This window comes from Paenibacillus sp. 8b26 (genome assembly GCF_050626875.1).
Taxonomy (GTDB): Bacteria; Bacillota; Bacilli; order Paenibacillales; family Paenibacillaceae; genus Paenibacillus.
Genome location: NZ_CP192445.1, coordinates 5,625,290 through 5,651,035, shown reverse-complemented (window position 1 = coordinate 5,651,035; position 25,746 = coordinate 5,625,290). Strand labels below are relative to the sequence as shown.

The window sequence follows — 25,746 nt, the reverse complement described above, 5'->3', positions numbered from 1 at the left end:
TCCCCGCCGTTTAACTCACGGTTGGGGATTTTTAATGATCTTCAAAACACTCTACCGATTCCGTATCGTCTGCATAGGCTAAAGTGGCAGCATATCCTGCCGTTCCGCCTTGTGCTTGCAATCCTTGCATACCCCGTACAGCGAACCATTGTCATCTGCGTAAAAGGTTAATTTGTCTTCTTTTTTACAAAAGGAGCATTTCTGCTTGCCCGTGCCCTGGATAGAGTCAGATAGTCCAAACCCAGATTGGTCTTTAACACCTGTTGCGTCTGTGTTCGCACGGGAACCGGAAGATACCTTAGACTTGGATACGTTTCCGATGCGGGATTGTCGAACAGGATTACGAGGACGAAATTCAACGACATTACTGCCCCGCTGTTCATTCACTTGTTTGTTGCTGCTGCGACCACGCCATGCCATAACAATCCAACCCAACGCCACCAACAACACGCCGACGATCACCCAAGTTAGACTATTCCACATGCCTTCATCCCCACCTTTGCTTTAAAATCGTTTGGTTTGCTTCCACTTCCTCGTACAGTACAGGCTTTATTCTGTTTCGTCTAACGGAATCCCGTTCAATGCAATAACCTTGCCTATGACCTTATTCATTGAAATATATCCGAGAAAACGACTGTCTGTGCTGTTCATCCGATTGTCTCCCAACACAAAAATCATACCTTCCGGTACAACATTCGACTCACCTCTTAACGGGAAATTAAGCATGTTAGGTAAGTCGCCTTTCTACAAATTGTACATCATCCTTCTGAAAAATGATAATATCCCCTCTACGGAAATCTTTCTCCTTATAATAATGCTTATCCACTGTCATATGATCCCCTGCCATCATAGTAGGCTGCATCGAAGGCCCATTCACTGAGTATGACTTTACATCATCACTTACATTGATAATACCTAGTGCTATTACAGCAGCAAACATCCAATTCATCATTCTGTCTCCCAATCCTTGTTTAAGTTTTGCAAAATACAAACAAAAACAGTCACCCCCGAGAGGATGACCTATTCATAAAGTATTCATCATTTACCATAATTATCAATATATTAACACATCTGCGGTTATTGGGCTATCTTTTTCAATCCTTCTCAATTTTCTTTGGAGTTTCCACTACAGGAGGTTTTTTAGTGACTTTCAGATAACATTGGGCACAAATCACAATTCCTCTATAAAGAATGATCGACTCTTTACTGTTACAGAATATGCAATAGTGGGAATGGGGACGTACTTTAAGCTTATGTAATTTCCCTGTCATTCAGCATTCCTCCTTTTCATATATAATATGAATCATCTTTAAACGCCTATTTCGTAAATGTATCATCAATACCAAGCAATTCAGCTACTAATCGCCTATATCGCTTAGCTTTGCGAGTTCCATGGATTAGATTCGATAAGCGGGACGTCGGAATTTGATAAGTCTCGCAAAAGGTTTGTTGATCCATATGCCTTTCAACCAACTTCTGCTTAATCGCCCATCCAAAATCAGTTACAGGATGTTTATTGTTATTCAAAAGACTCACCTTTTTCTGTTTATGTATTGTTGTTACTTATACTTATAATGCTTAATATAGCTTTACACTATCATGCTTAGATTGGAATTTGGAATGATAGGATATTGGTTAACACTCTTCAATTTTTGGGCATAATTGACATTCGTTCAATTCGGCATATATAATCACTTTGCACATGTGAAAATCAGGAGGATATTGCTTCAGTTGCATTTTGAAGTTGGAAGAAGGGAGTCTCTATCTATGGAAGGAGCTATCGCGATTCGCTCGGAAATACGCACCTGCCTGCAACAAAAAGGATATACACTGAGAAGCTTTGCAGATCTGTCTGGAGTAACGGTAAGTTATCTCAGTACGTTACTCAATGTCGAGAAAATCAAACCTATATCGGTAAGATATATAGATGTCATGGCAAGCACATTAGGACAGCCAGAAGGCTGGCTATATGAGTTGTATGTGGAAGAATGCTTTGTTACGGGAAGCCCACATCGCAGTCAAATTAAACCCTTTTTATTGCGTTGCGTAGAGATCGGCCGTAAGGACTGCATAGCCGTCGTTCTATCCCGTATGCTGGAAGATTTAAACCAGCTTGAGTTGGTATTTGAAATCGCGGAGGAAATACATAATGCAGATAAACCGAAGGAAGCTATTCCCTTCTATGAATGCATAGTGGAAAATGAAAAATATCAGCATTCAGAGCGTTTAGCCATAAGCCACTATAGGCTTTTTCGTGCTGCGCTTGGACAGAACTTGGAGCAGAACCGTGAAGCAGCGATACGGTTTGCACCTTTTCGCAACCGTTTACCAGTAAACTATCAATTAGATGGTTATTATAAACTGACAGGTACATCGTTTAATCAGCATAAATGGGATGAAGTCGAGGTATACGCTGATGAATTCCAAATCGTTGTAAAAGCTGCATACAATGATAAAATACGTAGACTAGAAAGCAAGAAGAAGGCAGAACCACTTGTAACGGATCATCCTTTTGTTTTTTATTACGGATATAGTTATCTCTCGAAGTCTACAGCCCTTCAAAAGAAGGGAGAATATGAGGAAGCAAAAAAATACATTTCAGCCTACGCTGATCTGAGTTGGATGCAAGGTTTACATGCAGATGATCGAAAACAAATAGAACAATTTAAATTATGGGCGGTAGGTAACAGATACACACTCGACTTACTTTCAGGCAACATGGCGGTAATCCCCGGTTACATAAAATATTTAAAAGAGCATCCTGATGAAATATTAGCGGGGCTACTTACTATTTTAGAATCAGCGAATAAATATGGATTTCTTGTGGACGAAACATTAGAAGAATTCCGAGAACACACTTTAGGATTTGACCAGCGTAACGATATGACACACAGAACTTATTATTCCTCTTTTCTCCAAGAGCTTGCGATCTATAATTTCAAAATTCAGAGGATGCATGAGGGCCTCAATTGCGCCTTTCATTCCCTAATATTATCCATTATTATGAATAACGACAGTGATTTCAAGCAAAGTGTTACAATGTTTGAATTTTACAAAGAGTCTGCTTCCCCTGAGCAAAAAAAAGAGTACGAAAAAATTGTTAAGGAGGAATGGAACCGTGAAAAAGTCTCTAATTATTCATCTCATTCTGGCTTTTGGACTACTTAGTTTAATTCAACCGATATGGCAAACCTCAACTAATGCCAAAGATAGTATCACAATAAATAATCATGGAATGAGTTAAAATACTGCACTTCGCTTATAGCAGAGTACATCTATTTCTAAAATGAAACCTCGTTATAAAGACACTTCATTGGAATACATTCTAATTTACTACCAAAAAAGCTAAGCTCATCCCACTTTCAAAATTCGGGATGAGCTTTTAGCATTGTATTTCATTAATTCTAATGTATGACTTGGATAATAAGCATTAATTCCTAGCTAAACTTTTTTCAAAGTTAGATTCATTCTCTAATTTATAAACTTTGCACTGCTGGCACTTCTCCATCTTCGAATCGCTTAAAAAACGGCGCCGCAAATGTGTCGATGTCTTCAACAATCTCTTGGATCACCCGTTCCCTTTCTGTTTCCGTGGACACATGGTAATCCCTGTTTTCCGTATATTTCTTGGTCAGAGCAATCAACTCAATGTGCCCCCTGTACCACCCCTCACAAAATAAAAAGAGACAGCGGGCTATTACACCCACACTGTCTCTGCTGAATCCCAGCTTGATCTACTTTGATACGTATTATACTTTGAATTTGCCGATTTGCCCTTGCAGGTCCTCTGCCATGGTAGACAGGTTTCTTGCAGCTGAAGCAATTTCCTCCATGGATGCCAGTTGCTCTTGTGTTGCAGCAGACACGTGCTGTGTTCCGGCTGCGGCTTCCTCGGCAATCGCTGAAATTTGTCTGACAAAACCGACGACTTCATCCGTACTTGCGGACATTTGCTCCGATCCAGCAGATACCTCTTCAATCTCACTCGCTACTTTATTAACGGTTTCCTGAATCAGTTCAAAGGATGCACCTGCATTCTGCACGACTTCCCGACCTGTCATGACATCTTTTCCATTGGACGCTACAGCCTCGATCGCATGGGCAGTATCCTTTTGAATCAACCCAACAAGCTCCGTAATTTGTTGAGCAGAATAAGCCGATTGTTCTGCCAACTTGCGCACTTCACCCGCAACTACAGCAAATCCGCGACCGTGTTCTCCCGCTCGGGCCGCTTCAATTGCAGCATTCAGGGCAAGTAGATTTGTCTGACTTGAAATATTGGTGATCACATCAATAATCTTGCCAATTTCGTCGGAACGCTCTCCCAATCCAGCCATAAGATCAGCCAGACCATTCATCGAATGATTTACGGCGTTCATCTGTGTAACAGCCTGCTGAATCAATTGGTTACCTTCAGCTGATTTGTGGGCCGCATCCTGAGCAGATGCAAATACATTTTGCGCACGAATGGCAATTTGTTCAACACCGATAGACATTTCCTCAATAGCTTGGGATGACTTCGTAACCATATCCACCTGTTGAGCCGTGCCTGTAGCTACTTCTTGCACCGTCTCGGTTATTTGTGCGGAAGCTTGGCTATTTTGTTCTGCGCTGGCTGTCAATTCCTCTGAGGAAGTAGTTACCAACTCTGACGTTTTACTAACCGATTGAATCAGTTGGCGCAGGTTCTGGACCATTGCATTAAAAGAATGCGACAAGGCATGAATCTCGTCCTTGCTCTTCACTGTTATTTCCTCGCCCGTCAGGTCACCTGCTGCTATTCTTTCAGCAGCGCGACTGATTCGCAAGATTGGTTTGGATATGGATTGCGCTATGAGGATAGAAATCACCAGCGCCAAGACGACTGCTGCAACGCTTAAAACGGTGACCATTTGTCTACCTGAAATATAGTTGTCAACTGCTTCTTCCGTAGTCAGTTTTGATCCATCTGCATTCAATTTAATGAGCTTACTAATCATATCGTTTGCGTTATACCATAGCGCATAAGACTCTTTGTGAAGAATGCTTGATTGAGCATAATCGTTAGCTTTGCCCGCTGCAATTACTTCTGGCAATTTATCCAGGTACTCTGAATATTTTTTGGAGAAATCATCATACATTTCACGTTCTTGAGGAGTAGCAATTAATTTCTCGTATGTTTTTCGGCCGTTCTCGACCTTTTTCAAAACCTGATTGTATTCAGTTTCAACCTTTTTCACTTCCTCAGGGTCACGTTCTACAACTATATTCAATGAGAGCCGCTCTACATCGGAAACATCACCGTTAAGAGTTCCCAAAATAGTCACACTCGGCATCCAATGACTATCAATTTCCATCGATGTGTCACCTAAGTTTTTCATTTTTGAGATGGATACTGTACTTATGAGAATCAATAAAACAATAACCGTAAGAAAACCTAATAACAATTTTGTTCGGATGTTGAATTTCATATATTCGCTCCTCAATCTCTTTATAGTAAGTATTATATCGACAATAATCGACACATTGTTTATATCAAATTAAAGAGATTTTTCAGAACTGTTTCCAAAAGGAAAATTTTACTTTGTGATGATTAGTGAAGCTGATTCAGTTTTGTTTTATAAACAGCGTAGAACGTGTTATGTTGATCTCGAGGAATAGTTCCGCCATATAGCGAGGGGAGTGCTTAAAAACCTCATTTACTCATTCTATGATCATCCCTAAAATAGCGTAGGCGTAGTAACTTGGTATAGTTGCAAGAAAATCTTTCTTCTGGTCGCGGACTAGCCGTTGCCGAAATTACACTTAGTGTGATTCCTTTAGTTGTTCTAATCATTTTTGGCATATTAACTGCGTAAGGCTTATATAGCATTTATTCTCTTTTAACCTTTATACAGATGAGCCATTTACCCGGTTCTTATTTTGATGAAACATTTGCCTACCCCAGTATCAAAAATACCGTTATTTATTGGATTTTTCACAATCCCAATAAATAACGGTATCAATTGATATGCTACATATAAGTTTATCAGTTCAACATAGCTAATCTCGGATCAATCATCCCGACCCTTTCAGGACACCTTGTTCTCAATCCGCAGCTTATCTGCCACCATCGCTATGAATTCGCTATTCGTTGGCTTGGATTTAGAAATATTAATCGTATATCCAAATAAGTGGGAGATACTGTCGATATTGCCGAAGCCTTACGCATCAAGGTTTTTGAGGTGATTTAAAATAATATATTCATAAGTTATATGCAATCAATTTTTATCAATTGGTTGGTTTATGGTCAAGTAATTTAGTGGCTAATTTGTTTTACAGTCTTAACCATATCATAGCAATTATAAAAAATCAATTTATGAATGTAGCATACCCCCATAAAAAAACTGCCCGAAGGCAGTAAAATAAACAAATACTATGATCTAAAATTAAAAATTTTATCATTTATCATGCACCAAAATTATCTTATAATTATCAAAGACGTCTTCCTCAACAAAAAAACTTACCTTTTTATAAATTGATTGTCCCAGCCCGTTTGTCGCGTTAACATCATAAAGCAATTCAATTTTGTAATGCTTATCTGTTGCTGATTTCATTACCATATCCTGTTCACTCTCTGAAACTACAGTCAAATTAGTAAATTGACGTTTCAGGCTCTCTTTCCATTCCCTAAAAGATTTAAATTCCTTTTCTTGATACATTTTGTACATATCTTCATCTACAATTAACCCATTAGGTTCTTCCCACTTATCCACCACACGCAAAAATTTGTAATCCAAAACATTTATAAAATCATCAACATTAGGTTTTTTATAATCCACAATTTGAATATCTTCACCATATGTATCTTGCCAACTTTCAATCTCTTTTTCACTCAAAATTCTTGGTCTGCCTCTACCTGTATTTTGTCTTGATTCGTTCAAATTTATAGCCTCCATGTAAAATGTTGATTTTATAAGCTATCCATTGAAAACTAACCAAAGGAATCCATACATTAAAGCGATTAGTCCTATAATACCGAACAAGCAAAAAAGTAAAAGCATAAGAACAAATTTTTTACCTTCCATAATAACCACCTCATTAAAGAATATAAAACAGGTAGAAGAAATCGGCTACTTCATTTCATCTAATTCTACAAACCGCCTCTATGGTAAGTCTATGCTGCTTGCATGGGAAACGTAAAGATGAGTCCCCAAATTAATTTTAGCACTATAATCCCTATACTATTATCTATGCATAAGAGTTATTGTTCTTCCCCATACAAATACCCTATCCAAGGCGAATCATCGCGATTCCCTATGGATTATTCATTAAATGGATGCACTAAAGACAGATCAACAAAAATTTCATTTTGACCAAGAAACAGCACTCTCCCTATTTTCAATCTGCCAACTAAATGCGCTTGTAAAAATACCTCATAGTGGTACTCTCTTTAGTCTACTGATATGAGGTGATTAGAGATGATCATTTAGTTGATACTTTAAATTAATTCTGATGCTTATGTTCTTATTCTATCATCTAAAAAGTATCTCCCCAATACACCCACCTGCCAAGATACAGAATCTAAATGTCTATAGATTTATGTACACCGAAATAGAGAAACTCAATTCAGATTCCACATATTACAGTAATACCTAGTGTGTGGCGTTTACTCTCTTTTTCTCATTCCATTACTTGATGTTCCTATTTATCTGTTCTTTATAAACCCTCAAAAAGCCATCTTCTTGTTGAAGCCTATCTAACAAACGAGGCTCGAAATACTTCCCGTTCTTATCATTGCTTCTGTAGCTGGAATATAGCACATAAGCTCTGTTCATTTCTCAAACTAATATATGTAAGTAATCCTTATCATAACTTGAAAATAATTCCATCTTTTCGGATCTCATGTAAGACATTCTATCTGCCCCTGTACCGTTCTCTCATTTTCCATCAAACTATACACTGGATAGTAATTATATAATTTAATCCTCTGAATTAACTGTGTTTTCTTCACAAAAAGTGCACCCCTTACAGTAAAGATCAAACAACCCAAGGGTTTTATCTAATATCTATTCTAAGAGGTGCACTGCAACCCCATTGTACAATTTTAACATTTCAATCAAATTCAGAAACATGCCTCATATGCTAAGGCAAGGTTTTTTTATTTTAATTTTATATTAATATCTAATTTTTTTCTGCCGATTAACAAATGATATCAACAATAAAGATGTAGCGTAGGCAATAACAGGTGTAATAAGAGCAGCTTCTAAATAAGTAAAAATACCGAATAATGGACTTACAAAACCGCTTATCGTAATAAAAACCATTAAAATCCTTATATATATATTTTTAAGAATATTCTTCACAATATAAAATTGAAAGGCTAGCAAGAAGCAAAAGATAGAAATGACTATACACGACAACACATCACGTATGTTAATTCCTGAAGAAACAATAAAAATCAACAAAGGTATTATATAAAACAAGTAGTGTATACATGCATCAAACAAATTACATATAATAGATTTTTTGGTTTTGTAATTAAAATAAAGTTGAATTCCTGATAACAAACCAGGAGAAACAACCATAAGAGATAAATTGGAGATTGAAATTGATCCAAATTGTGTAAAGTCGATAAATAGCACTAATCCTACTAGTAAAGATAATGCTAAATGCAACATGGACAATTTTAAGTTTAATCGATATGCCATGTAAGCACTCCTTAAAATTGATGGATGTAAAATGAAATACATTTCATAGATTAACAATTTTGTAATGAAATAATCGGAGATCCAAAATGTAAAAATTTGAACAATCCTTCTAAGTTGAAATTCAAATATGTATATACGACGAAGAACTGTTCAAATTTTTTTTATTGATTGCAACTATTCTTTTATTTCTTATTGAGCTAAAACTGCGAATATTGGTAAATCTGGGTTCTGCCAATTGTTATTTTGCACAATAATAATCCCTCTTCCACCTTGGGCAGCTGCGTTTATTGCTCTTTCATAAGTTGATAGGCCGAAACTCACGTATGGTAAAGCAGCATCTATTCCAGGTATTCCAGCTAACCAACTCGCATTAGATAAATCATTTTGTAACCTTGCTGTGTCATTGGCGTTTAAATATAGTTCCCATCCATACCAATGGTTAACCATCTTAGTTACTCCTCCTGATGCAGTAATTGAATTTGACGAGGTGCCTACTGTATTAATATTTAAATTTTTATCAGTTGTATATCTACCTTCTAAAACACCTTCATTAATATCTTTTAGATGAGATATAATACCTTTGATAGCGTTTTCGTTATAGCCAGCTTTCACAACAGTTTCAGCATTTAAATATAATGTTCCATCATCTTGTCTCTCGATGTAACGGTCAAGCCCAACGACTTCTGCTGGTATTGAAATCCGTGTCTGTGAGATGGCTTGATTGGCATTCTCATAGTTCGCTACATCGCTTGCAGCAAATGTAGGTACTGCTGGAATTAGTAGTGTTAAACCAAGTAATGCAGACGCTGTTTTTTTGATTACTGTGTTCATGAATTCATTCCCCATTTCTTCATTTTTTTTAAAACACTAAAAAATTAAATCAACTAAGAAAATTATATATTTAATTCACTAATGGATAAATATACAATCCCCAATAAGATACATTAATGATTTTTTTTGTTATAAAATATAACATTTATCACATATTGATCATCGAATAACCAAGCATCTTTTTCTCAAACAACTACTTCAATCTATTTGATAATTGACACTTTCTAAAATTCTCTTGATCCTATTAAGCTAAGTTTTTATCGGTTTCTATTGTCATTTATGGTAGGATCACACATCATGTTCTTCTTAGACTCATAGTCATTTTTTTATTGTCTCGTTATTCCATCTAAATTATCACTAATATATGTACAGATACTTTTGGCTTGACTCAAAACTTGCCTTAACATTGTTTCATACTCATCAATCTTATTGACCATGTTATTCAAATAAATTATAGCGCTGGTTGTCTTTGATTTTGGTATTTTAAAAGACGCATCAGTAATCAATTCCACCGCTTCCTTGGACTTTCTAATCAGACCAAACTGAGACACTGTGAACATACGATCTTCTTTAAATCCTCGAAAGCACTAATCATCTGCATCATACAGTCATCAAGCTCGTTGAGCATTTGTTTAATCTCAAAGTTTTTGTTCATTTCATTTCTCCTCGTATATGTATTAATTACTTGCTAGTACTTCCTAGATTATCGAATTATTTTCTACAAAATTTATTCATTAAATCTAAGTAATCATCTATGAGCTTTTCTTGTTGATCAATATATTTATCAAAAGCTCCTGTAAAACTCTCCAAATCGCTTAGAGTTGAATTTAAATCAATTGATCCTTTAATCATCTTCTTTAATTGAACTGTCATGCTTTCTGCCACTTGTTTCCTTTTGTTGCGTAGCATTTGCAATTCCTCATTAATAGAAAAGTCTACCTTTTGCATAACGTCTTCTGTTCTTTCAATAATTTTCAAGAATCTTTCATACATTACACCTGCATCGACCTGCATTTTTACAGGGATATTTATTTTACTATTCATTTAATCGCTGCTCTTTCTTATATGTATTATTTTATATAATCCTGGCTTACTTCATGTGACAATCCAACACTAGCTCAATCCACATCACCCCTTTCATATCCATTCTGACGCTCATAACCCTATATATTTATCTATAAATAACAGGTGTTGTCCTTACGCATACAAATACCTTGTCTATGAAAAAATATCTTAATTTCATAATAGAATATTCAGAGAAAAGGATGCACTAAAGAAAGGCTCTGAGAAGGATTTTTTATTTTACCTTCTCAGCCCATACTAATCCGCTTTATAGATAATCTGAGGATAACAAGGATTCCCTTTACCATTCGTCGGAACGTCAATACCTAGTCTCTCGGATAACTCTTTATTCAGCTTTTTCTTGACCAATCCGTAAGACTCCAGAAACTCAGCCCGAATGGTTTTCATCATCCCAGCTTTGTATATAGACTGTCCTTTCCAATGTAAATGTAAATTCTCTTGGATTTCTTTTTCTGTCGTCCAGCCCTTTTGTTCAATAAGCGATAAGCCAATCTTAACTAATTCATCTGCTACAGCAATATTAGTAGCTGAAAATTTTTCACCCTTCATCTGAGGATAAACTTTATCTGCTACTTCTTCTCCATGACCTCTGTAAATCATCTCTCGCGTTAATTCTTTTTTAGTGTATCCCTTCTCTTTCCATTCCACAGCTCTCTGCTCAGCAGATCTCCGCACACTGATAGTATAAGAAGGGAATGAATAAAAGTTTTTCTGATACTTATAATGATTCTTTAACTGGAATTCAACTGCTTTCTTCCTCAAACTCCTAGGTAGCTCTTTTGGATTGATCTTATTCAACATTCCTAAATATGTATAAAAATTGATGTCCTTAGTCACTTTATCAACAGAACTTTTACCTAAAGCTGCCGTGATACTTTTTAAATCCTTAAAGAAAAAAACGTTTCCTTTATTATCTGTGTAGTTTTCACTTGTAATATTCTGTATTGCTACATTATGTAGTGCCACCAGATTGGGGACATTCCTCACAATCAGTTTATGTAGATTTGGTTCCAGTTCCTCTAATTCTCGACTTAACAACAGTGCTATATTGGATTCGAGTTCTCGTTTTTGCTGCTCTCCCCATACAGAAAGCTGATCATCAATTATATAGATTTCTTTAAGTAGTTCTACAACCTGCCCACGCCTGATCTCTATTTGCCTATCTTCAAACATTTTTTCGATACATGTAATGATATTGCCTGAGAACCCACATCCAAAACAATGATACATATAATCCCCAGTGTCTTCTTTAACCTTAATTAAGGCTGAAGGATTGTTGTCATTATGGTACATACAGCAGTGTTTATGGTTGACTCCTAGTAAAGTTGAAAAGTCTATTTTATAGAGATACTCATATAAATCATTCTGTGATAATGAAATTGCAACAGGTTTAATGACTGATTGTAAGTAGCTAATGTCACGATTGATTATGTATTCAATATTATTAGTTGTAGTCTGTGTTGTTGATTTACCTTGGATACTTGGTAGGCAGAAGGGGGGAATATTATTACTACTAGATAAGAGATAATCTAACCCCTTCTTACCCTCATCTTGTTGAAGAAATTCATCCACATTAAGTCGATTATCGAAATCAAATCTATATGCATCCGTTCCACCGTAAAATAACCGACTTTCTTCTAAACACTTACTATCTATGTATGGATACAACTGTTTAAATCTCGTGAATATATTCCTAATTATATCTCTGTTGTAGACTACCCTGTCCAACGCAATAACAACTCTGAATTTAGGATGATCGTCTGTGCAACTAAACGACTTATATAAGAATAAAGCAATATCCTTAAAATGCTCAATCGCTTCATCATACGTCATATGAATATCTTTTATCTTCTTTTTATTGTTCGGTTTCTCCGGTAAAGGATCAAATACTTCGCTTTCATTGTCAAAATCCAAGAAAACCAGTTGTTGGCTACTCCAACACTCTTTAGACTTTCTAATCTTTCCGTTATATGCCTGTCCTAAAAAAGCTGGTAGTACCGTCCTACCTTGTTCTATCGCTAGGATTAGCTCCTCGATAGTAAGATCTGTCGGATTCTTCACTATACGATTAACAATTTCACCAGCATCCGTTGGTTTACATGTGTATGTATGCTCATCTAGCATTATTTTAAATTTATCTTTCAAAAGTACATACTTCTCCCTTCATTTTTATGTTATTATCCATCCACTCAACTATTTTTCAAGCAAAAAAAGCCACAGCAAAAATATCTTCATTTGAAGATAAAGAGATAGTTTGCGCGAATGAATGACAGTTGTCCCATTAAAAATATAGACCATTCCCGTTGTTTTTATCTATTCCTCAAAAAAGCATACAACAAATAACCATTCAATCTTGATTAGACAAATCAGCTTGACATTATGCTCCACATCATAAAATCAATTTCATTCGCCTAAATAGACTTATAGTTCTGTCATAATTTCGAGCAAATTAAATAACACTCACGCAACCGAGCGTGAACGTCGACAACGATAAAATTATCCTAAACAAAAGATAACTCCACCTATGCAAGTATTATAATTTGGATTGTCAAAGATCGAATAAATTCAAGAAACAGACTTGACCCTAGGAAGTTGTGTCTTCGTAACACTCCCTCCTCTTTTTTCTTTTTTAGATTAAATTTTATTTAACTAGCTTACTTGGCATTACATTTAATTCAACTTCTACTTTTTGTCACAAGGTAAAACTTATATGTATAATTCGTCAGCATCTATAAAACGCTCTCTTCACCTTTCATTTATTATTTATAATACTCATTAAATATATCATCACTCTAAACCATTGTCAATACTTTCATTATATTTAATTATTTGAGATAGGATTTATTCTGATTGGACCACTATAAAAAAGCTCACTCCTATTTTTATTGTTAAAGGAGCAAGCTTATGGATGTTTATCAATCGTTATGATTATATTGATTTAGGATTTTTATAGCACCAGTTTGGATCATAGGGCAGAGATCTGAATCTCCGCATATCTTCCCAACTGTAGACCCAATCGTAATCAGGAATCCAAAAATAGTCAGTAGGATTTAGCTTGAGATATTCATATATAAATCGAAAAATCAGCTCTTCAACACCATAGACATCTTCAATACATCCTACTTGGTACAAGGACAAGCTTGAATCTAATCCACTAATATCCTCATCATGCTCATAATTAATTTCGTAATTATCAATTCCGTCAATATAGAATATAAACTGCTGGTTATTTTCAGCACCCAGTGGGTTATAAGATATATTTAGAGTTGTTGAAAAAAACTGTTCGTTCTTATATTTTTTATCATTGTCAAAATATAATCCAGCATCTGCATGAAAGGCAGCTACGATTGCATCTCCCAGTAATTTCTCAGGTGTATATTTTTCTCGTTCTATTAAAATAAAAGCCGAACTCCCCATCACTTAACCACCTTTCTTAATTCCTCCAAGGAATTTACAACAGTTACTCCTAGCTTCTTGATATTATCTAATTTTTCTATATTACTTTGAGATAGATTGCCCAAAGGCTTATCAATATAAAGTATAACTTTCTTCTGTTCTGGATTAAAATAAAGCTTATCAGTCGTAATTGTCATTTTCTCAAGTTGTCCTTCTTTAACTGCTTTGATTGAAGCCTTAACCTCAATTAATTCATTTTTTGTAACTACATCTAAATCACCTGCAAATTGACCATCTTTCTTTAATATTTTTTGCCCAAAACCAGTGACTTCACGTTCTTCTTTTAAAAAGCCAGCTACTTTTGCTTCAGTTGCCTTTCCTACATCTGAGCTATTCATAAAGTTTTCAATATCACGGTTAATATTTTTGGGATGTTGATCAACCCATGTCAGTTCATTGCCAGCAGGATTTGTATATTTCGTCTTATTTCCTTCCTTAATTATACTACCCATATTGTTATTGTGGGTTCCCTCGACGACATGCGGTGCCTTTTCTGCCTTAGCTCCCGAAGATGGAGTAGATTTAGCTGAGCCTCCACCTCCACCTTCCCCTTTCGCCATTTGCCACAATTCCGCTGAGCTTTTCCCTATTCCGCTTGCTCCTTTAACTGCGGTTGTACCTCCATGTGCCGCTAAAGCTGCTGATCCAATCAATCCCGGTATTCCGATTATACTTCCAACTCCCGTAGATGAAACAGCAACTGATAATCCTTCTCCACCTGTTCCAACTATTACCTCACCAGCCCCCTGCAATGTCGTAGCTACGTGACCGAGAATTTCACCTACTTTAGCTGCCATAGGATGATCATAGTCCCGTTCTTTATCAGGTAACATCCCCAAGGTTAAATCTTCCTGAATGGCTCCTTTTGCTCCCTGAGCCGTATCCCATAAAATTTCACCTTGAAGCTTGCTAGCTTCCATCTGGGCCTCAGCCTTGGTTATCTCAGCTTGTCCGATCTGTTCAAAGATTTTATGTAACCAACCTTCACCGCTGGATGCCGTTTTAATAGGTACACCATTTCCCGGCACATCCAGTACGACTTTCTCACCATCTATCTGTGTGAAACTTTTTGAGATAAAAATGAGTTCCTGTGCTACTGTCGATAGTCGTTCAAGCGTCACACTCATGGATTGTTGTGCTCTTTGGAAGTCTTGGAAGAATCGCTGACTTGTCAATCCATCCCATCCACCTTGGACGAACATCATTTGCCGATTCAGTTGATCACACATATGTCCCATTTGCTGTTTGCCTTGCAAGAACTGGTCAGCCACTTGCATTAGCTTGTCAGGTGAAACCAATATTCTGCCCATTTGATCACGCCCACTTTAATTTAGATGGAAGTAATCTTATCAGAAGGAGATGTTTAGGGATATCCATCTATTATCCTGAAATTCCCTTTTATATTATGTGACAAATGAACTGATATAAAAAGATTTACTATGTCTAAAGTATTGTATAACTCCCGTTAAATGATGTATAAGTTAGGATGTAGTAGTCGTCACTTTCAAATCTTGTTCTTTAACCATATCCTGTAATTCAGGGATGAGTGTCAGAAGTTTTTTTATAGTTTTGTAGCTGCTGTTTCGTGATGCCAAGTTCTTGAGCGATATCGGTTTGCGTTTTTTGGTGAGTAAAATTATTTGACTCACCAATTCCATGTGTGTGTTGATTACTTATATATAAAAATACACTCCTTAGAATTTTATCGGCTAAACCTGTGTTGGGTTCCTCCAATATCCGTTTTAGGGAGTGTATTTTTGTTAAGATGGGCTTTTATCTTTCCTCATTCGTTTGAAATGTTAAGCGCCTCCATGTTGATCGTAAAGCACGATATTCTGGTGTTGGCTATGAGTCTGAACAGGTACAGTCACGATAAACAAAAAACTAGTTGCGACGATCAATAGCACCATTTTTCTTAACATCATCTATCCACACCCTTTCAATAAATTTTAAATATGTTGCCTTAGTTTCGGGTACTACATAGACTCGATAACGTTCAAACAGCACCATACATTTTATAAAATAAGTCTCATTATTTAGTATATGATATTTCTCCATTGAATACATCAAATGTTTAAAGCCATCACTGTACATCCCCCAATACAAATAATAATAAGCCAATTCGTATCCCAGACGTGCAAACTGTTCTGGAATCACTTGTTGAGTATACACATCATTAGATTGAGGCAATTGCAAAAGTGAGTTAATATCCGTTTCAAAACGCTGAAGTATATCATTTACGTCTATCTGGTATCGGTTTGCCATCATCATAATGTTTAACAGTTGGGTGACCATATCTTGGTCAGTTGTATCTGACGATGCACCAATATATTCTACATAATCATATAAGGCCTTTATATCTCCAGATAAAACCTTGTTCACGATAACGTTAGCTTGCGCCCAATGTTTAAACAAGCTAATCCAATATTTAGCATCTTCGTCCGTCTCTTTGACCCAACTTAAATCAGCATAGGCGTATGTATATTGTAGAGCCTGTTCATAATCTTCCCGTGATTCACATACACCTGCACATAATAAATCTGCATAGCTAATGTACACAAACATGGGACGACTCAGCTTCTTTTCAGACTCATTATTCTCTCGTTTCTTCTGCTGATGTTTCATCGAATATTGGATTTCCGCTTTTCCTCTCATTTTCCTTGCCATTTCGTCAACCTTGTCCCATTCACGCAAAGAACGGTACACATTCCCCAAATCTTTCAGAGCATCGAGTTGTACTACTTCGTCCAACCGTTCGACAAAAGATTCAAAACGTGTAGCTGCCTTGAGATTACGATTCTGATCGTCTCCAACCTGAATCGTGAACAAGCGATAATGACAGATTGCCAAACGATCAGAATGTTGGTACTTCTCACCCTCAGCGATGTTCTCGTATAAGTAAGCCGCTGCTTCATTATAACCTTCTTCATAACAATCCTCGGCTAATTCAAAGAGATAATGGAGATAGCTCGGTTTATCCAGCAGAACACTTACAACTCGCTGTAAGCAATCCAGTCGATTAAACTGTACACAGCGATACAAGAACGGGCTAATTCTTTTCCAGTTCAGCGGTTCTTCCATAATGCACTCTTCAATGTAACGTTCATAAAAATGGTCTGCGGGTAAATCCATTCCTAACGTGATTCTATCTAATTGGTGCACCGAAATGGTACGATTGCCTGTTACAATGCCGCTTACTGTGCCCGGATTCATGCCAGCGATGTGTCCAAACTTGGTCATACTCAATCCTTTCCGTATCAGATAGGTTTGAACTTCTGCTCTAATCGTGGGTGTGATTTTCATGGATAAGCCACCCTTTCAGCATAAAATCGTTATATGATGCATAGTTAAATAAATTATGTAATTGAGAAACAAGTAGTAAAATAGATTTGTTTTTATCGCTCATGATTATACCATCTTTTGGCACAAAATCATATACCTCTCATATATTTACTTAAGATACCTTTTTTGATAGTTTGCAAAGATTTCTTGATTAAGGGTATCGTCATGTAGCCAAGCGATTGTTCTATACTTGATAATCTATAGTAGAAAATAGCGGTACTACTCAAGCCATACAAAGTTACCTGATTGAACATTGATACTCATTTTCCTTTGTGTATTATCTATAGAATCACCTTAAAATTGATGTATGTAACAGTCGAACAACGTCCACAATTTGCGTATGGTATCGAGTCGAAAAATAGGCTAAGTCGCGGAGTGGAAGTGCTAGGGGCATATTTGTAGAAGAAGAGTGGTAATTTGATTTTAACCACCCCCCGGTATCTACAACATTGGATAAATTTTGAATATATTATAATTCGCTACTTAAATTCCCCGGCATCGGAGAAATTTGTTCATAAGCTTAATCACCGTAAGCAAAATAGCTTCAGTGTGTAGCTGGATGTGATAGGGGCAATTCTGGAAATTAAATAGGCGTTTTAGGTGTAAATTATCCCCCCCCTCATTCAAATAACACACCAATATATGGTTATTAAAAAAGAGCCTAGCTTGCTTACACTAGGCTTGTAACTGTGTACGTAGTGTACACACATAAATTTAAAGTCTGTTCATTTTCTCAATCATCTTTTGCTTTGTAGGATTAGCATATAAGAGTGTGGTATGAATATTGCTATGCCCTGCTTGATTCGCTACTTCATGGACTGACATATCATTTTCTAGGGCATAAGAGCAAAAGAAATGTCTCAAATCGTGTGGAGTTATTTCCTTTTCTACAATCGCTGAGTATTTATTGAAGAGCTTATTGATTACGGTTCTGTCTAACTTACCTCCTCTGTTACTTGGAAACAGATAATCACTTGCAATACCTTTGTCTGAGCGATCTTTAATCCAACTCTGTATAGCTGTCCTCGCCTTATCTCCCATAAACACAGTTCTAGTCTTCTTTCCTTTGCCTTCGGATACAATTAACTCTCTTGATGTCAAATTGAAATCAGTTATACGAATATTTAGAGCTTCACTAATCCGTAGTCCACAGTAGGCCAGTAATGACACGATAGCATAGTTCCGTTTTGACTCATGTTCCAGCACCAATTGTCTGAACTTCTCAACGTCAGCAAGTCCAACAGTAGCCAGTGAAGCATATTGACGTTGAATCTTTAACATATCCTTTTTATTAATCGCAACTTCTGACTGCACTCCTGATTCAATCAGGTAGTCGTTAAACTTGATAAGTGCGCTGATTTTAGCATTGATAGAAACAGGAGCAAGCTTCTTCACAGTTTTGAGATAACTAATGTAATCCTTCACATTCTCTCTATGCAGCTTATTGAACTCCATTCCTTTGCTTTCATCAAACCATTTCATAAATCCACTTACATTAAGTATGTAACTTTTAATTGTATTCAAACTTTTTTCATCCTGCCGTAAGTATTCCTCAAAAGCTTGGATCATCTTCAACACTCCCATACAATTATGTTGCATTCAATTTAAGTAGATTCCATATAAATTATGTTGCATTATATAGTCTAATTATACTGTTATCCTATTCACTTTGCAACATAATTGTTGTTATGTTGTATTACTAGAATTGATGAAAATTATTGAATATACAACGTTCTGCCCGAACAATGGTCGGTCAAAATAACCATATTGAAATTCAAAACGGTATTAACCAAGTTGGTCAGCACTCATATGAATAGTTGGACATAGCGTCCAATTCAATGGTCAACTTAGAAAATTTCGAAGACGATATGTTATTAGGCTGACGCTGTGTCAACCATTATGGGTATGCTCAACTTTGAGCGTACTATAACCCGTATCGACACCCTTATCGAAGCTCAATCGTCAAAATTGATAATATAATGATAAAACACTTACTCCATATGGCTTTTGGGCGTGTTCAAACCAAAATTAGTATCAATTAAACTTTGTATCGTGTCTTATCGAGAAAACAGCTAAAACATAGACGGAATAAGGATTTTTGGTAAATATGATCAACATCGTGACTTCAATCGTAGGTATCGAGAAATAATGTGCAAAAAAGCTTGATGCATCAAGGGATATTTAAGTTTTTATAAATTAAATTCCATAAAACTTAAATTTGTAAAACACTTTATTTATCTATGTTTTTAAACACAGCAAACACGTATCGTAATCGTAACAGGAATAGCGGAGTGGAAAACTTATAATTGTCATTTTGAATGTATCAATAAGAATTAATCCAGACACTCTATCACGCTTACTCAACTCATATGTAATAGCTGAAGCCTAAGACAAATTGTCTCAGCGTTGAATCGCCCACGCAGCTCACGAACAGTCATCTCTTCTACCGTCTTCTGTTCACCAGTTGAAGGGATAGTATGTTCCTGTTCAACAAATTCCAGACGATCAACGGATTCAGGTAAAGAGAGCATTTCAAACAATTTACTAACTGGCAGTTGCGACGTCGCATCTCCAAATTGCTCGAAAGCTTGAATCATACGTGTTGCTGTTCTAGGGGTTATATCAACAGTCTTCAACCACTCATACCACTCACCATGCACCAGATCATTCTCTTTTACGTGCTTCAGACGTTTACCTATTTCAAACACTGACTGACCAGCAATTTGTTTGTAACTCGGTTTAACCTAGTTTTGTTCATCATATATTGGTCTGATAATTTCCCATACCACATTGGTACTCAAAGCCATTTTACCTGTAGAGCCTCCTAAGTTTAACTTAGGAGCTTAATACTGAAATGATGTCAGTATTAAAGTGGAAGCAATCAGTACGATAAGAGGATACAAAATAATTTCCTATCCAATGACAAAGAGGCAGACCAAAATAATTTTGGTTTGGCACTAAGTTAAACTTAGGACTCGGCTTCCATTTAAACCATGCAGGGAGAACGAAATTTCGTTCCCGTCAATCATGTCACCAAGTGTCACCAAAGTTGGACGTTGTTCCAAAAGTTTTACGCTCCGTACAACGATTTAACGTAGTGTTAAACCCAGTCGTACCAAGGAATTTGACAGTTTGTCACAAGCCTGTAGCCGATTTCTTATGTATCATTGCCTGTAATAAGGGTTTCTTCAATTTGAGGAAAGCCGAATCTTTTTAATCTATTGCATAATAGAGGTTTATTTCAAATTGAAAGAAGCCTCAGCCTCTCTCCACGAAATACCTATTAGTCATATACCACGCTTTACCCTTCTCTGTATCAACCATACCCTTCTTATTATCCATAAATACAATCTCACCGCATTCTTTACATCCCCATTTATTCCTCTTATACGGCGACTCTTCTATATAGGAAGCTCCACATTTACATTCTACTTGAATCAATACCTTGCGCTGACTGTATGCGTCTGCTAATTGTTCATTGGCCTTACTTGCTGCTGTAGGCTTTATCACTGCTACATGTTCCCTCTGCTCTGAAAATTCATTATGTACCTTAAAATCTGCTACAAGCTCAGGATTTAATCCAAAATGTTCTTTGCCTACGGTGGTTACATATTTACTGCCTACACGATATGATTCTATCCAGTCCTGTATTTGTTTGCTGGATAGATTTACAGTTCCTTTAATACCGCTGTTTAGTGTGTAGGTCATTGTGTAATGTTGAATTGGTTTCATATATAATGCTGCTCCTCCTTAGCTGCTCTAGCTCTTTTTCATACTTGCTTATAATACAACAAATAGGGACAATTCCCCATATATTTTAGAAAGATAATACAATGACTTCATAGATAATTTTCACTTACTACTTCTGATTTCATTACAAGCAATAAAAAACATTAAATCTCCGCTTTATACCAAATATTCCCTAGTTCTTTTGTATCAAAAACATAGTATAAATGGACTCCATTTCCTTTTTTGTGTTGACTATAGATATAAACAATAAATATACTATCTATATATTGAAAAAGGAGGAAAAAAATGAAGAAATTAGCCGCAAGATTCTCAAGCTTACTTTTAGTTGGATTAATGTTACTTCCTACAGGTGTACACGCCTCATCTAGTAATGATTCTGTTTCAGCAAAACCAGCAGTTGAAGGTGAAATTGTACAGGCTTATCGTGTAACTAACAAAGGGTTAGTAGAACTCAGTCAAGAAGAGCTACAAGCTTATAAAGCTCAGGAAGAAGAGGCGAACAGAAGCGCACAATTAGAATTAGACAAAGATTCTAGCCAAAAAAATTCACAAAATAACGGCGCTATTACACCAAATGCAATTAACGAATACTATTGGCGATATGAACAATCCACATTCAAATCTGCTGTACCTATGGATTCTCTAAGAAAACGTGTTTCCCCATATGTATATAACCGTACTCAAGATAATGCTACAAGAGCACTTGCCTCTTCTACAAGTCAAACATGGCAAGCAAATGCTAACCTTTCGTACAAACACCAAGAAGCTGTGACAGCAACACTAGGAGGTGGATGGTCTAAAACCACTACTTTTAATGATACAACAACCACTACTATAAGACCTAATTATATGAGTTGGGCTGAATTTACGCCTATTATGGATAAATCTTTCGGTTATTTGAAAGAATATTATTCATTGAATGGTTCAGTAAGAACAAATAATTACACTGAGATATATATTGCCAGAAAAGTTAATGATCAAACAGATGGTATCTTAACTGTTAAAACTGCCCCTATTAATTAACCTAAAGGAGGTAGCCCACAGAGGGATGCCTCCTTTTCTTATTGTTTCCTTATATAGCTCATAATAATTATAGCGGTTATTTTTCCTTATCAATTTCACCTTTAATAATGTATATAACTCCAATTATTAAAGATACTATACTTAATATAAGTAAAATATCATAATCCCCCAATCGAACCAATGCCCTTTTAAGAGGTACATCTGCATAGGTTACTACACCACTTGTTACAATAAAATACCTAGATACATAGAGTATAGTTGCTATAAAACAAAATGAAACTCCAGCCGCTCTCCTATTCATTAATTCAGCTCCTTTTATAGTATTGTAAAAATATCTATTTATGTTTAATTATACATCATCATCTTTTTATCAGCAACGACCTATAATATTGGCAATAAAAAAACGCCTATTACTAGGCGCTTAGTTACATATCAAGGGGGGCTAAATTTGACGCTCCCTGACTCCTATATACACATTTTTTCTTGTTTCAGCTTCTTTTTCATACGCCTAATCAAACTCAGATGCTTCCTACTCTAACCTTCCCCTGCTGCCTCTTTCACCAATTGTCTACATATCCTCTAAATTCATGTTACATAGCCTTCCTATTAGCCTGAGCTAATGTTTTGAGACTAATTAATTGACCATCCCAAGTCTGTAGAAAAAGCTTCCCTTTAATAAGTCGTCCGCATCTATACATGGTTATCGCTCCTTGGTTGATTTGATAGAATGTATTGTCAACGTAACATTATTGATTATGATGATAAAATGACTCTTTTACATTTTGATTTTGAGTATCGTTCATAGGTACAAAAAGCCCTGAAAAGGTTACAGAAGCTCATCTGATGTTATTATCATGTTGTTATGCGATACAACAAGACAGGTAATTGCGTATGACGTTGTGTAACCTGTCCTGTTGTATTAGTGTTAGGCAAATAAAGCAACTTCAGTCATATGCGAATATTTTCCTTGCTTGACATAGCAATCATAAATACGTTCTGGATCATCTGTTCGATATTTTTCCATTTTCCAGTTGGATGCTTCCTCCTGAAATAGTTTCTCGAACGCTAGTTTCTTATTGCGATAATAATCATAAACAAAGTCAGATTTCTCAGTGTAACCGTAAGCGTCAATATACTCTTTACGCATTTTAGTGAGCAGGGACAAAGGATGCCTAGCAAAAGTGGAGCGATTCAGAAACTCGTTTAACCGTTCGACACTGGTTAACATGAACTTCATTGATGTAATTAGAATTTCAGCTTTAGGTGAGATTTCGAGGAAGTAGCAAAGCTTTTCAATTGTTAGGTCAGAGTGATACGGAATTTCCGTAGCGGTCAAATTGACTACCTCTTGGTTGCTCAGTGCGATTGTCATATATGTATCTCCTTTTGGAAAATAGTTGTGTCACGTGACACATTAGAAGCCTGAAACAATCCCTCTCGCTTCATCCTCAGCACGTTCGATAGCCTGAATAAATGGTAATAAAGGTTCCTCACGTTTGTACTCTATAGCCTTCTCAGCAGTACCGTTAGCGTTAGTCCATTCCCAATACGTGATGATATCAATAGGCTGTAAGAAATACATGGACAGAGCTTCAACAGGATTTACAGCGTACAATTGCATAAACTGATCATCTGTAAGTTGGCTATGCTGTAAATATTCATCCTTCATTTGGTGAAGCAGAAGAAATCTACTTTCACGATTAACATTGACAATACGATTTACATACTCATTACGGCGTTCAACTGTGTTCAATATGATTTGCATGTCATTTCGGATACGCCAAGCTTCAGGGCTTATATTGAGCATATTGATTAGGTCATTGGTGGACAGGTCAGGATTGTACGGGGCTGGTTCGATAATACGAGTCCAATTGTCGTCATTGCCATGCTCAAACACTTGGATAGCGTCTGACACGTTGAGGCCAATCGTTTGCCATTTGCGATTTAGAGCATCGGTTACGTGGTAATAGTGTAACTCTTTTTCAGTGTCTTCTTCTGATTCCCAAACTGGCTTCATTCGTATAATGTCGATGATAGCTTGCTTGTTAGCTTTTTTGGTCATTTCGTTTTCGCTCCTTTAAAGTATAATTCATTAATTAAAGTATTTCTTACGAAAAATATAAACTATACCTATCAACATGTCAAGATATACTTTAAATAGATTAGTTTTAGTTAAAACATAAAGTATACTTATTATCAAAAAAGCTATATACTGATAATATATTTGTGGAATTTAAGTTACCTACTTCATACAAAGCGAGGATAAAAAGTATGCACGATTCATTGGGAGAAAGAATTAAGGAAATGAGACTTAAGCGCGGTATGAAAATAAACGAACTAGCTGAAAAAATTAGAATACCTCTATATGATGAAGACGGACAGGTGATTAGTTATAAAAACTACACTGGAACTTCGATTTCATACATAGAAAACAATAAACAACGCCCCTCTATAGATGTTGTCATGGCGATAAGCGATTGTTTAAGGGTGTCAATTGATTGGCTGGCAAGAGGAGAAGAATACACAGGAGAAGAAATTAAAAACACCAGTCAGGAACAATTGCATTTATCATATGAAGTAGCGACTCCTCAACAAGTGATTTTGCTTACAAAAAAGATTAATGACTTGGGAGAACGAGTACAAAAAAATGAGGATAGATTGAGCATTGTTGAATCAAAACTTGAAGATACTGCAACTGACTAAAATTGAATATTCACGTAGATGCAACGATAAGGTTTGAAATCACATCGTTTATACACATAGCAAAGAGCCTAGACATGTTTAGTCATCTAGGCTTATTTGTGTACCCTGATTGAACGCAATTTTAAGATGAATAAATCAAGTGTCCGAAGAGAATAAAGTCCTAAACTACTGCTGTTTTATTAAACTAACGTTTCCCGTTAGCATAATAGAGAATGCCATTTTACGATAAGATAAAATCACCTTTATTGTTATTATTATTTATTTCTGAGCGAGGATAATATAGACAGACTGGTTAGCAATTTTGGTTGATGGGTAGATTTTATCAACAATGGAAAAGCCAGCCTCAAGGATTTCAACTTCCATATCTTTAGAAGAAACTCTTGGACCAGTAGAAGTCTCCGTCTTTTCTAATTCTATGCATAAGAACAAGCCTCTGTCTTTCAAAATTCTGTTGATCTCTTTTAAAGCTGTTGTAAGTGGTTGAACTTCGTGTAAAGCAATTGAGGCAATAGCTATATCAATAAACTGGTTATCTAACGGAATATCTTTAAAGTTTCCTACAACAGATTTAATGTTTGCAATGTCTCTTTCCTTTGCTAGTGTTTCAAGGTATTTAAGGATATCTTTGTCATAATCGAATGCATATACGGTTTTAACTCGTTCAGCAATAGAAAGTGAAATGTAACCGGCACCCGCTCCAAGATCCAATACATTGTCGTTTTTCTTGACAGGTAAGAACTCAAATAATTCATCTGCTGGAAATCTCTCATTATTTTCTAAGTTGCTAATTTTCTTTTGTAATTTTGGATTCATATCGATTACTCCTTTAATAAAAGATATAATAACTCTTTGATAACTATATTAAATATTTATCTTATTGTAAACAGTA

Annotated in this window: 25 protein-coding genes and 1 pseudogene; 3 read left to right on the top strand and 23 right to left on the bottom strand. The window is 36.1% G+C overall.

Going from position 1 to position 25,746, the window contains the following annotated elements:
* Window positions 1–78: 78 nt before the first annotated feature.
* The 4 genes from ACQ4MX_RS26230 to ACQ4MX_RS26215 form a co-directional block, all read right to left on the bottom strand.
* A complete protein-coding gene (locus ACQ4MX_RS26230) occupies window positions 79–483 on the bottom strand; it encodes a hypothetical protein (protein ID WP_431088184.1) in 405 nt (134 codons plus the stop codon).
* Between the two features lie 66 nt (window positions 484–549).
* Entirely contained in the window at window positions 550–726 is a 177-nt protein-coding gene (gene lepB, locus ACQ4MX_RS26225; protein WP_431088182.1) for a signal peptidase I, read from the bottom strand.
* 1 nt (window position 727) lies between these two features.
* Window positions 728–952 carry a S26 family signal peptidase gene (locus ACQ4MX_RS26220; RefSeq protein ID WP_431088181.1) on the bottom strand — a complete coding sequence of 75 codons (225 nt, stop codon included), beginning with the start codon at window positions 950–952 and terminating at the stop codon, window positions 728–730.
* Window positions 953–1,317: 365 nt separating this feature from the next.
* Window positions 1,318–1,527, bottom strand: coding sequence for an XRE family transcriptional regulator (locus ACQ4MX_RS26215; protein ID WP_149093542.1), 210 nt, complete (start codon window positions 1,525–1,527; stop codon window positions 1,318–1,320).
* Between the two features lie 240 nt (window positions 1,528–1,767).
* Here ACQ4MX_RS26215 and ACQ4MX_RS26210 point away from each other — a divergent pair, with 240 nt between their 5' ends.
* The gene (locus ACQ4MX_RS26210; protein ID WP_431088178.1) at window positions 1,768–3,168 is read left to right on the top strand and encodes a helix-turn-helix domain-containing protein; all 1,401 of its coding nucleotides are present in this window, start codon (window positions 1,768–1,770) and stop codon (window positions 3,166–3,168) included.
* A 308-nt stretch (window positions 3,169–3,476) separates the two neighbouring features.
* On the opposite strand, the gene ACQ4MX_RS26205 is transcribed toward ACQ4MX_RS26210, so the two are convergent.
* The 15 genes and pseudogenes from ACQ4MX_RS26205 to ACQ4MX_RS26135 all read right to left on the bottom strand — a co-directional run bounded on the left by ACQ4MX_RS26205 (window position 3,477) and on the right by ACQ4MX_RS26135 (window position 21,113).
* Window positions 3,477–3,644, bottom strand: coding sequence for a hypothetical protein (locus ACQ4MX_RS26205; RefSeq protein ID WP_431088177.1), 168 nt, complete (start codon window positions 3,642–3,644; stop codon window positions 3,477–3,479).
* A 105-nt stretch (window positions 3,645–3,749) separates the two neighbouring features.
* A complete protein-coding gene (locus ACQ4MX_RS26200; protein ID WP_431088175.1) occupies window positions 3,750–5,450 on the bottom strand; it encodes a methyl-accepting chemotaxis protein in 1,701 nt (566 codons plus the stop codon).
* A gap of 600 nt (window positions 5,451–6,050) precedes the next feature.
* Window positions 6,051–6,176 (bottom strand): annotated as a pseudogene (locus ACQ4MX_RS26195) (sporulation initiation factor Spo0A C-terminal domain-containing protein); the annotation flags it as partial.
* Between the two features lie 243 nt (window positions 6,177–6,419).
* Window positions 6,420–6,902, bottom strand: a complete 483-nt coding sequence (locus tag ACQ4MX_RS26190) for a hypothetical protein (RefSeq protein WP_431088173.1) — start codon at window positions 6,900–6,902, stop codon at window positions 6,420–6,422.
* A gap of 1,233 nt (window positions 6,903–8,135) precedes the next feature.
* Window positions 8,136–8,669: a hypothetical protein gene (locus ACQ4MX_RS26185; protein WP_431088172.1), complete on the bottom strand. Its 534-nt coding sequence runs from the start codon at window positions 8,667–8,669 to the stop codon at window positions 8,136–8,138.
* Window positions 8,670–8,858: 189 nt separating this feature from the next.
* Window positions 8,859–9,500, bottom strand: a complete 642-nt coding sequence (locus ACQ4MX_RS26180) for a hypothetical protein (protein ID WP_431088170.1) — start codon at window positions 9,498–9,500, stop codon at window positions 8,859–8,861.
* A gap of 532 nt (window positions 9,501–10,032) precedes the next feature.
* Entirely contained in the window at window positions 10,033–10,155 is a 123-nt protein-coding gene (locus tag ACQ4MX_RS26175; protein ID WP_431088169.1) for a hypothetical protein, read from the bottom strand.
* Between the two features lie 56 nt (window positions 10,156–10,211).
* Entirely contained in the window at window positions 10,212–10,544 is a 333-nt protein-coding gene (locus tag ACQ4MX_RS26170) for a hypothetical protein (RefSeq protein ID WP_431088167.1), read from the bottom strand.
* Window positions 10,545–10,820: 276 nt separating this feature from the next.
* Window positions 10,821–12,728, bottom strand: coding sequence for a CHC2 zinc finger domain-containing protein (locus ACQ4MX_RS26165; RefSeq protein ID WP_431088166.1), 1,908 nt, complete (start codon window positions 12,726–12,728; stop codon window positions 10,821–10,823).
* Window positions 12,729–13,511: 783 nt separating this feature from the next.
* Window positions 13,512–14,000 carry a hypothetical protein gene (locus tag ACQ4MX_RS26160; RefSeq protein ID WP_431088164.1) on the bottom strand — a complete coding sequence of 163 codons (489 nt, stop codon included), beginning with the start codon at window positions 13,998–14,000 and terminating at the stop codon, window positions 13,512–13,514.
* Window positions 14,000–15,349, bottom strand: a complete 1,350-nt coding sequence (locus ACQ4MX_RS26155) for a WXG100 family type VII secretion target (protein WP_431088163.1) — start codon at window positions 15,347–15,349, stop codon at window positions 14,000–14,002. Before ACQ4MX_RS26155 ends, ACQ4MX_RS26160 begins: the two co-directional genes overlap by 1 nt.
* Window positions 15,350–15,923: 574 nt before the next feature.
* Window positions 15,924–17,342: a helix-turn-helix domain-containing protein gene (locus ACQ4MX_RS26150; RefSeq protein WP_431088162.1), complete on the bottom strand. Its 1,419-nt coding sequence runs from the start codon at window positions 17,340–17,342 to the stop codon at window positions 15,924–15,926.
* A 753-nt stretch (window positions 17,343–18,095) separates the two neighbouring features.
* A complete protein-coding gene (locus ACQ4MX_RS26145; protein ID WP_431088161.1) occupies window positions 18,096–18,950 on the bottom strand; it encodes a tyrosine-type recombinase/integrase in 855 nt (284 codons plus the stop codon).
* A gap of 791 nt (window positions 18,951–19,741) precedes the next feature.
* Window positions 19,742–20,104 (bottom strand): DUF3102 domain-containing protein, encoded by a 363-nt coding sequence (locus tag ACQ4MX_RS26140; RefSeq protein WP_431091417.1) that lies wholly within the window; start codon window positions 20,102–20,104, stop codon window positions 19,742–19,744.
* Between the two features lie 535 nt (window positions 20,105–20,639).
* On the bottom strand, window positions 20,640–21,113 hold the full coding sequence (locus ACQ4MX_RS26135) for a hypothetical protein (RefSeq protein WP_431088159.1): 474 nt from the start codon (window positions 21,111–21,113) through the stop codon (window positions 20,640–20,642).
* Between the two features lie 303 nt (window positions 21,114–21,416).
* On the opposite strand from ACQ4MX_RS26135, the gene ACQ4MX_RS26130 reads away from it, so the two are divergent.
* Window positions 21,417–22,154, top strand: a complete 738-nt coding sequence (locus ACQ4MX_RS26130) for a hypothetical protein (RefSeq protein WP_431088158.1) — start codon at window positions 21,417–21,419, stop codon at window positions 22,152–22,154.
* A 76-nt stretch (window positions 22,155–22,230) separates the two neighbouring features.
* Here the strand turns inward: ACQ4MX_RS26130 and ACQ4MX_RS26125 are convergent, their stop codons facing one another.
* The 3 genes from ACQ4MX_RS26125 to ACQ4MX_RS26115 form a co-directional block, all read right to left on the bottom strand.
* Window positions 22,231–22,455 carry a hypothetical protein gene (locus tag ACQ4MX_RS26125; RefSeq protein WP_431088156.1) on the bottom strand — a complete coding sequence of 75 codons (225 nt, stop codon included), beginning with the start codon at window positions 22,453–22,455 and terminating at the stop codon, window positions 22,231–22,233.
* A 624-nt stretch (window positions 22,456–23,079) separates the two neighbouring features.
* On the bottom strand, window positions 23,080–23,526 hold the full coding sequence (locus tag ACQ4MX_RS26120; protein WP_431088154.1) for a hypothetical protein: 447 nt from the start codon (window positions 23,524–23,526) through the stop codon (window positions 23,080–23,082).
* 42 nt (window positions 23,527–23,568) lie between these two features.
* On the bottom strand, window positions 23,569–24,216 hold the full coding sequence (locus tag ACQ4MX_RS26115) for a hypothetical protein (RefSeq protein WP_431088153.1): 648 nt from the start codon (window positions 24,214–24,216) through the stop codon (window positions 23,569–23,571).
* Between the two features lie 209 nt (window positions 24,217–24,425).
* Here ACQ4MX_RS26115 and ACQ4MX_RS26110 point away from each other — a divergent pair, with 209 nt between their 5' ends.
* On the top strand, window positions 24,426–24,857 hold the full coding sequence (locus ACQ4MX_RS26110; protein WP_431088151.1) for a helix-turn-helix domain-containing protein: 432 nt from the start codon (window positions 24,426–24,428) through the stop codon (window positions 24,855–24,857).
* Between the two features lie 258 nt (window positions 24,858–25,115).
* On the opposite strand, the gene ACQ4MX_RS26105 is transcribed toward ACQ4MX_RS26110, so the two are convergent.
* Window positions 25,116–25,670, bottom strand: a complete 555-nt coding sequence (locus tag ACQ4MX_RS26105) for a class I SAM-dependent methyltransferase (RefSeq protein ID WP_431088149.1) — start codon at window positions 25,668–25,670, stop codon at window positions 25,116–25,118.
* Between the last annotated feature and the right edge of the window lie 76 nt (window positions 25,671–25,746).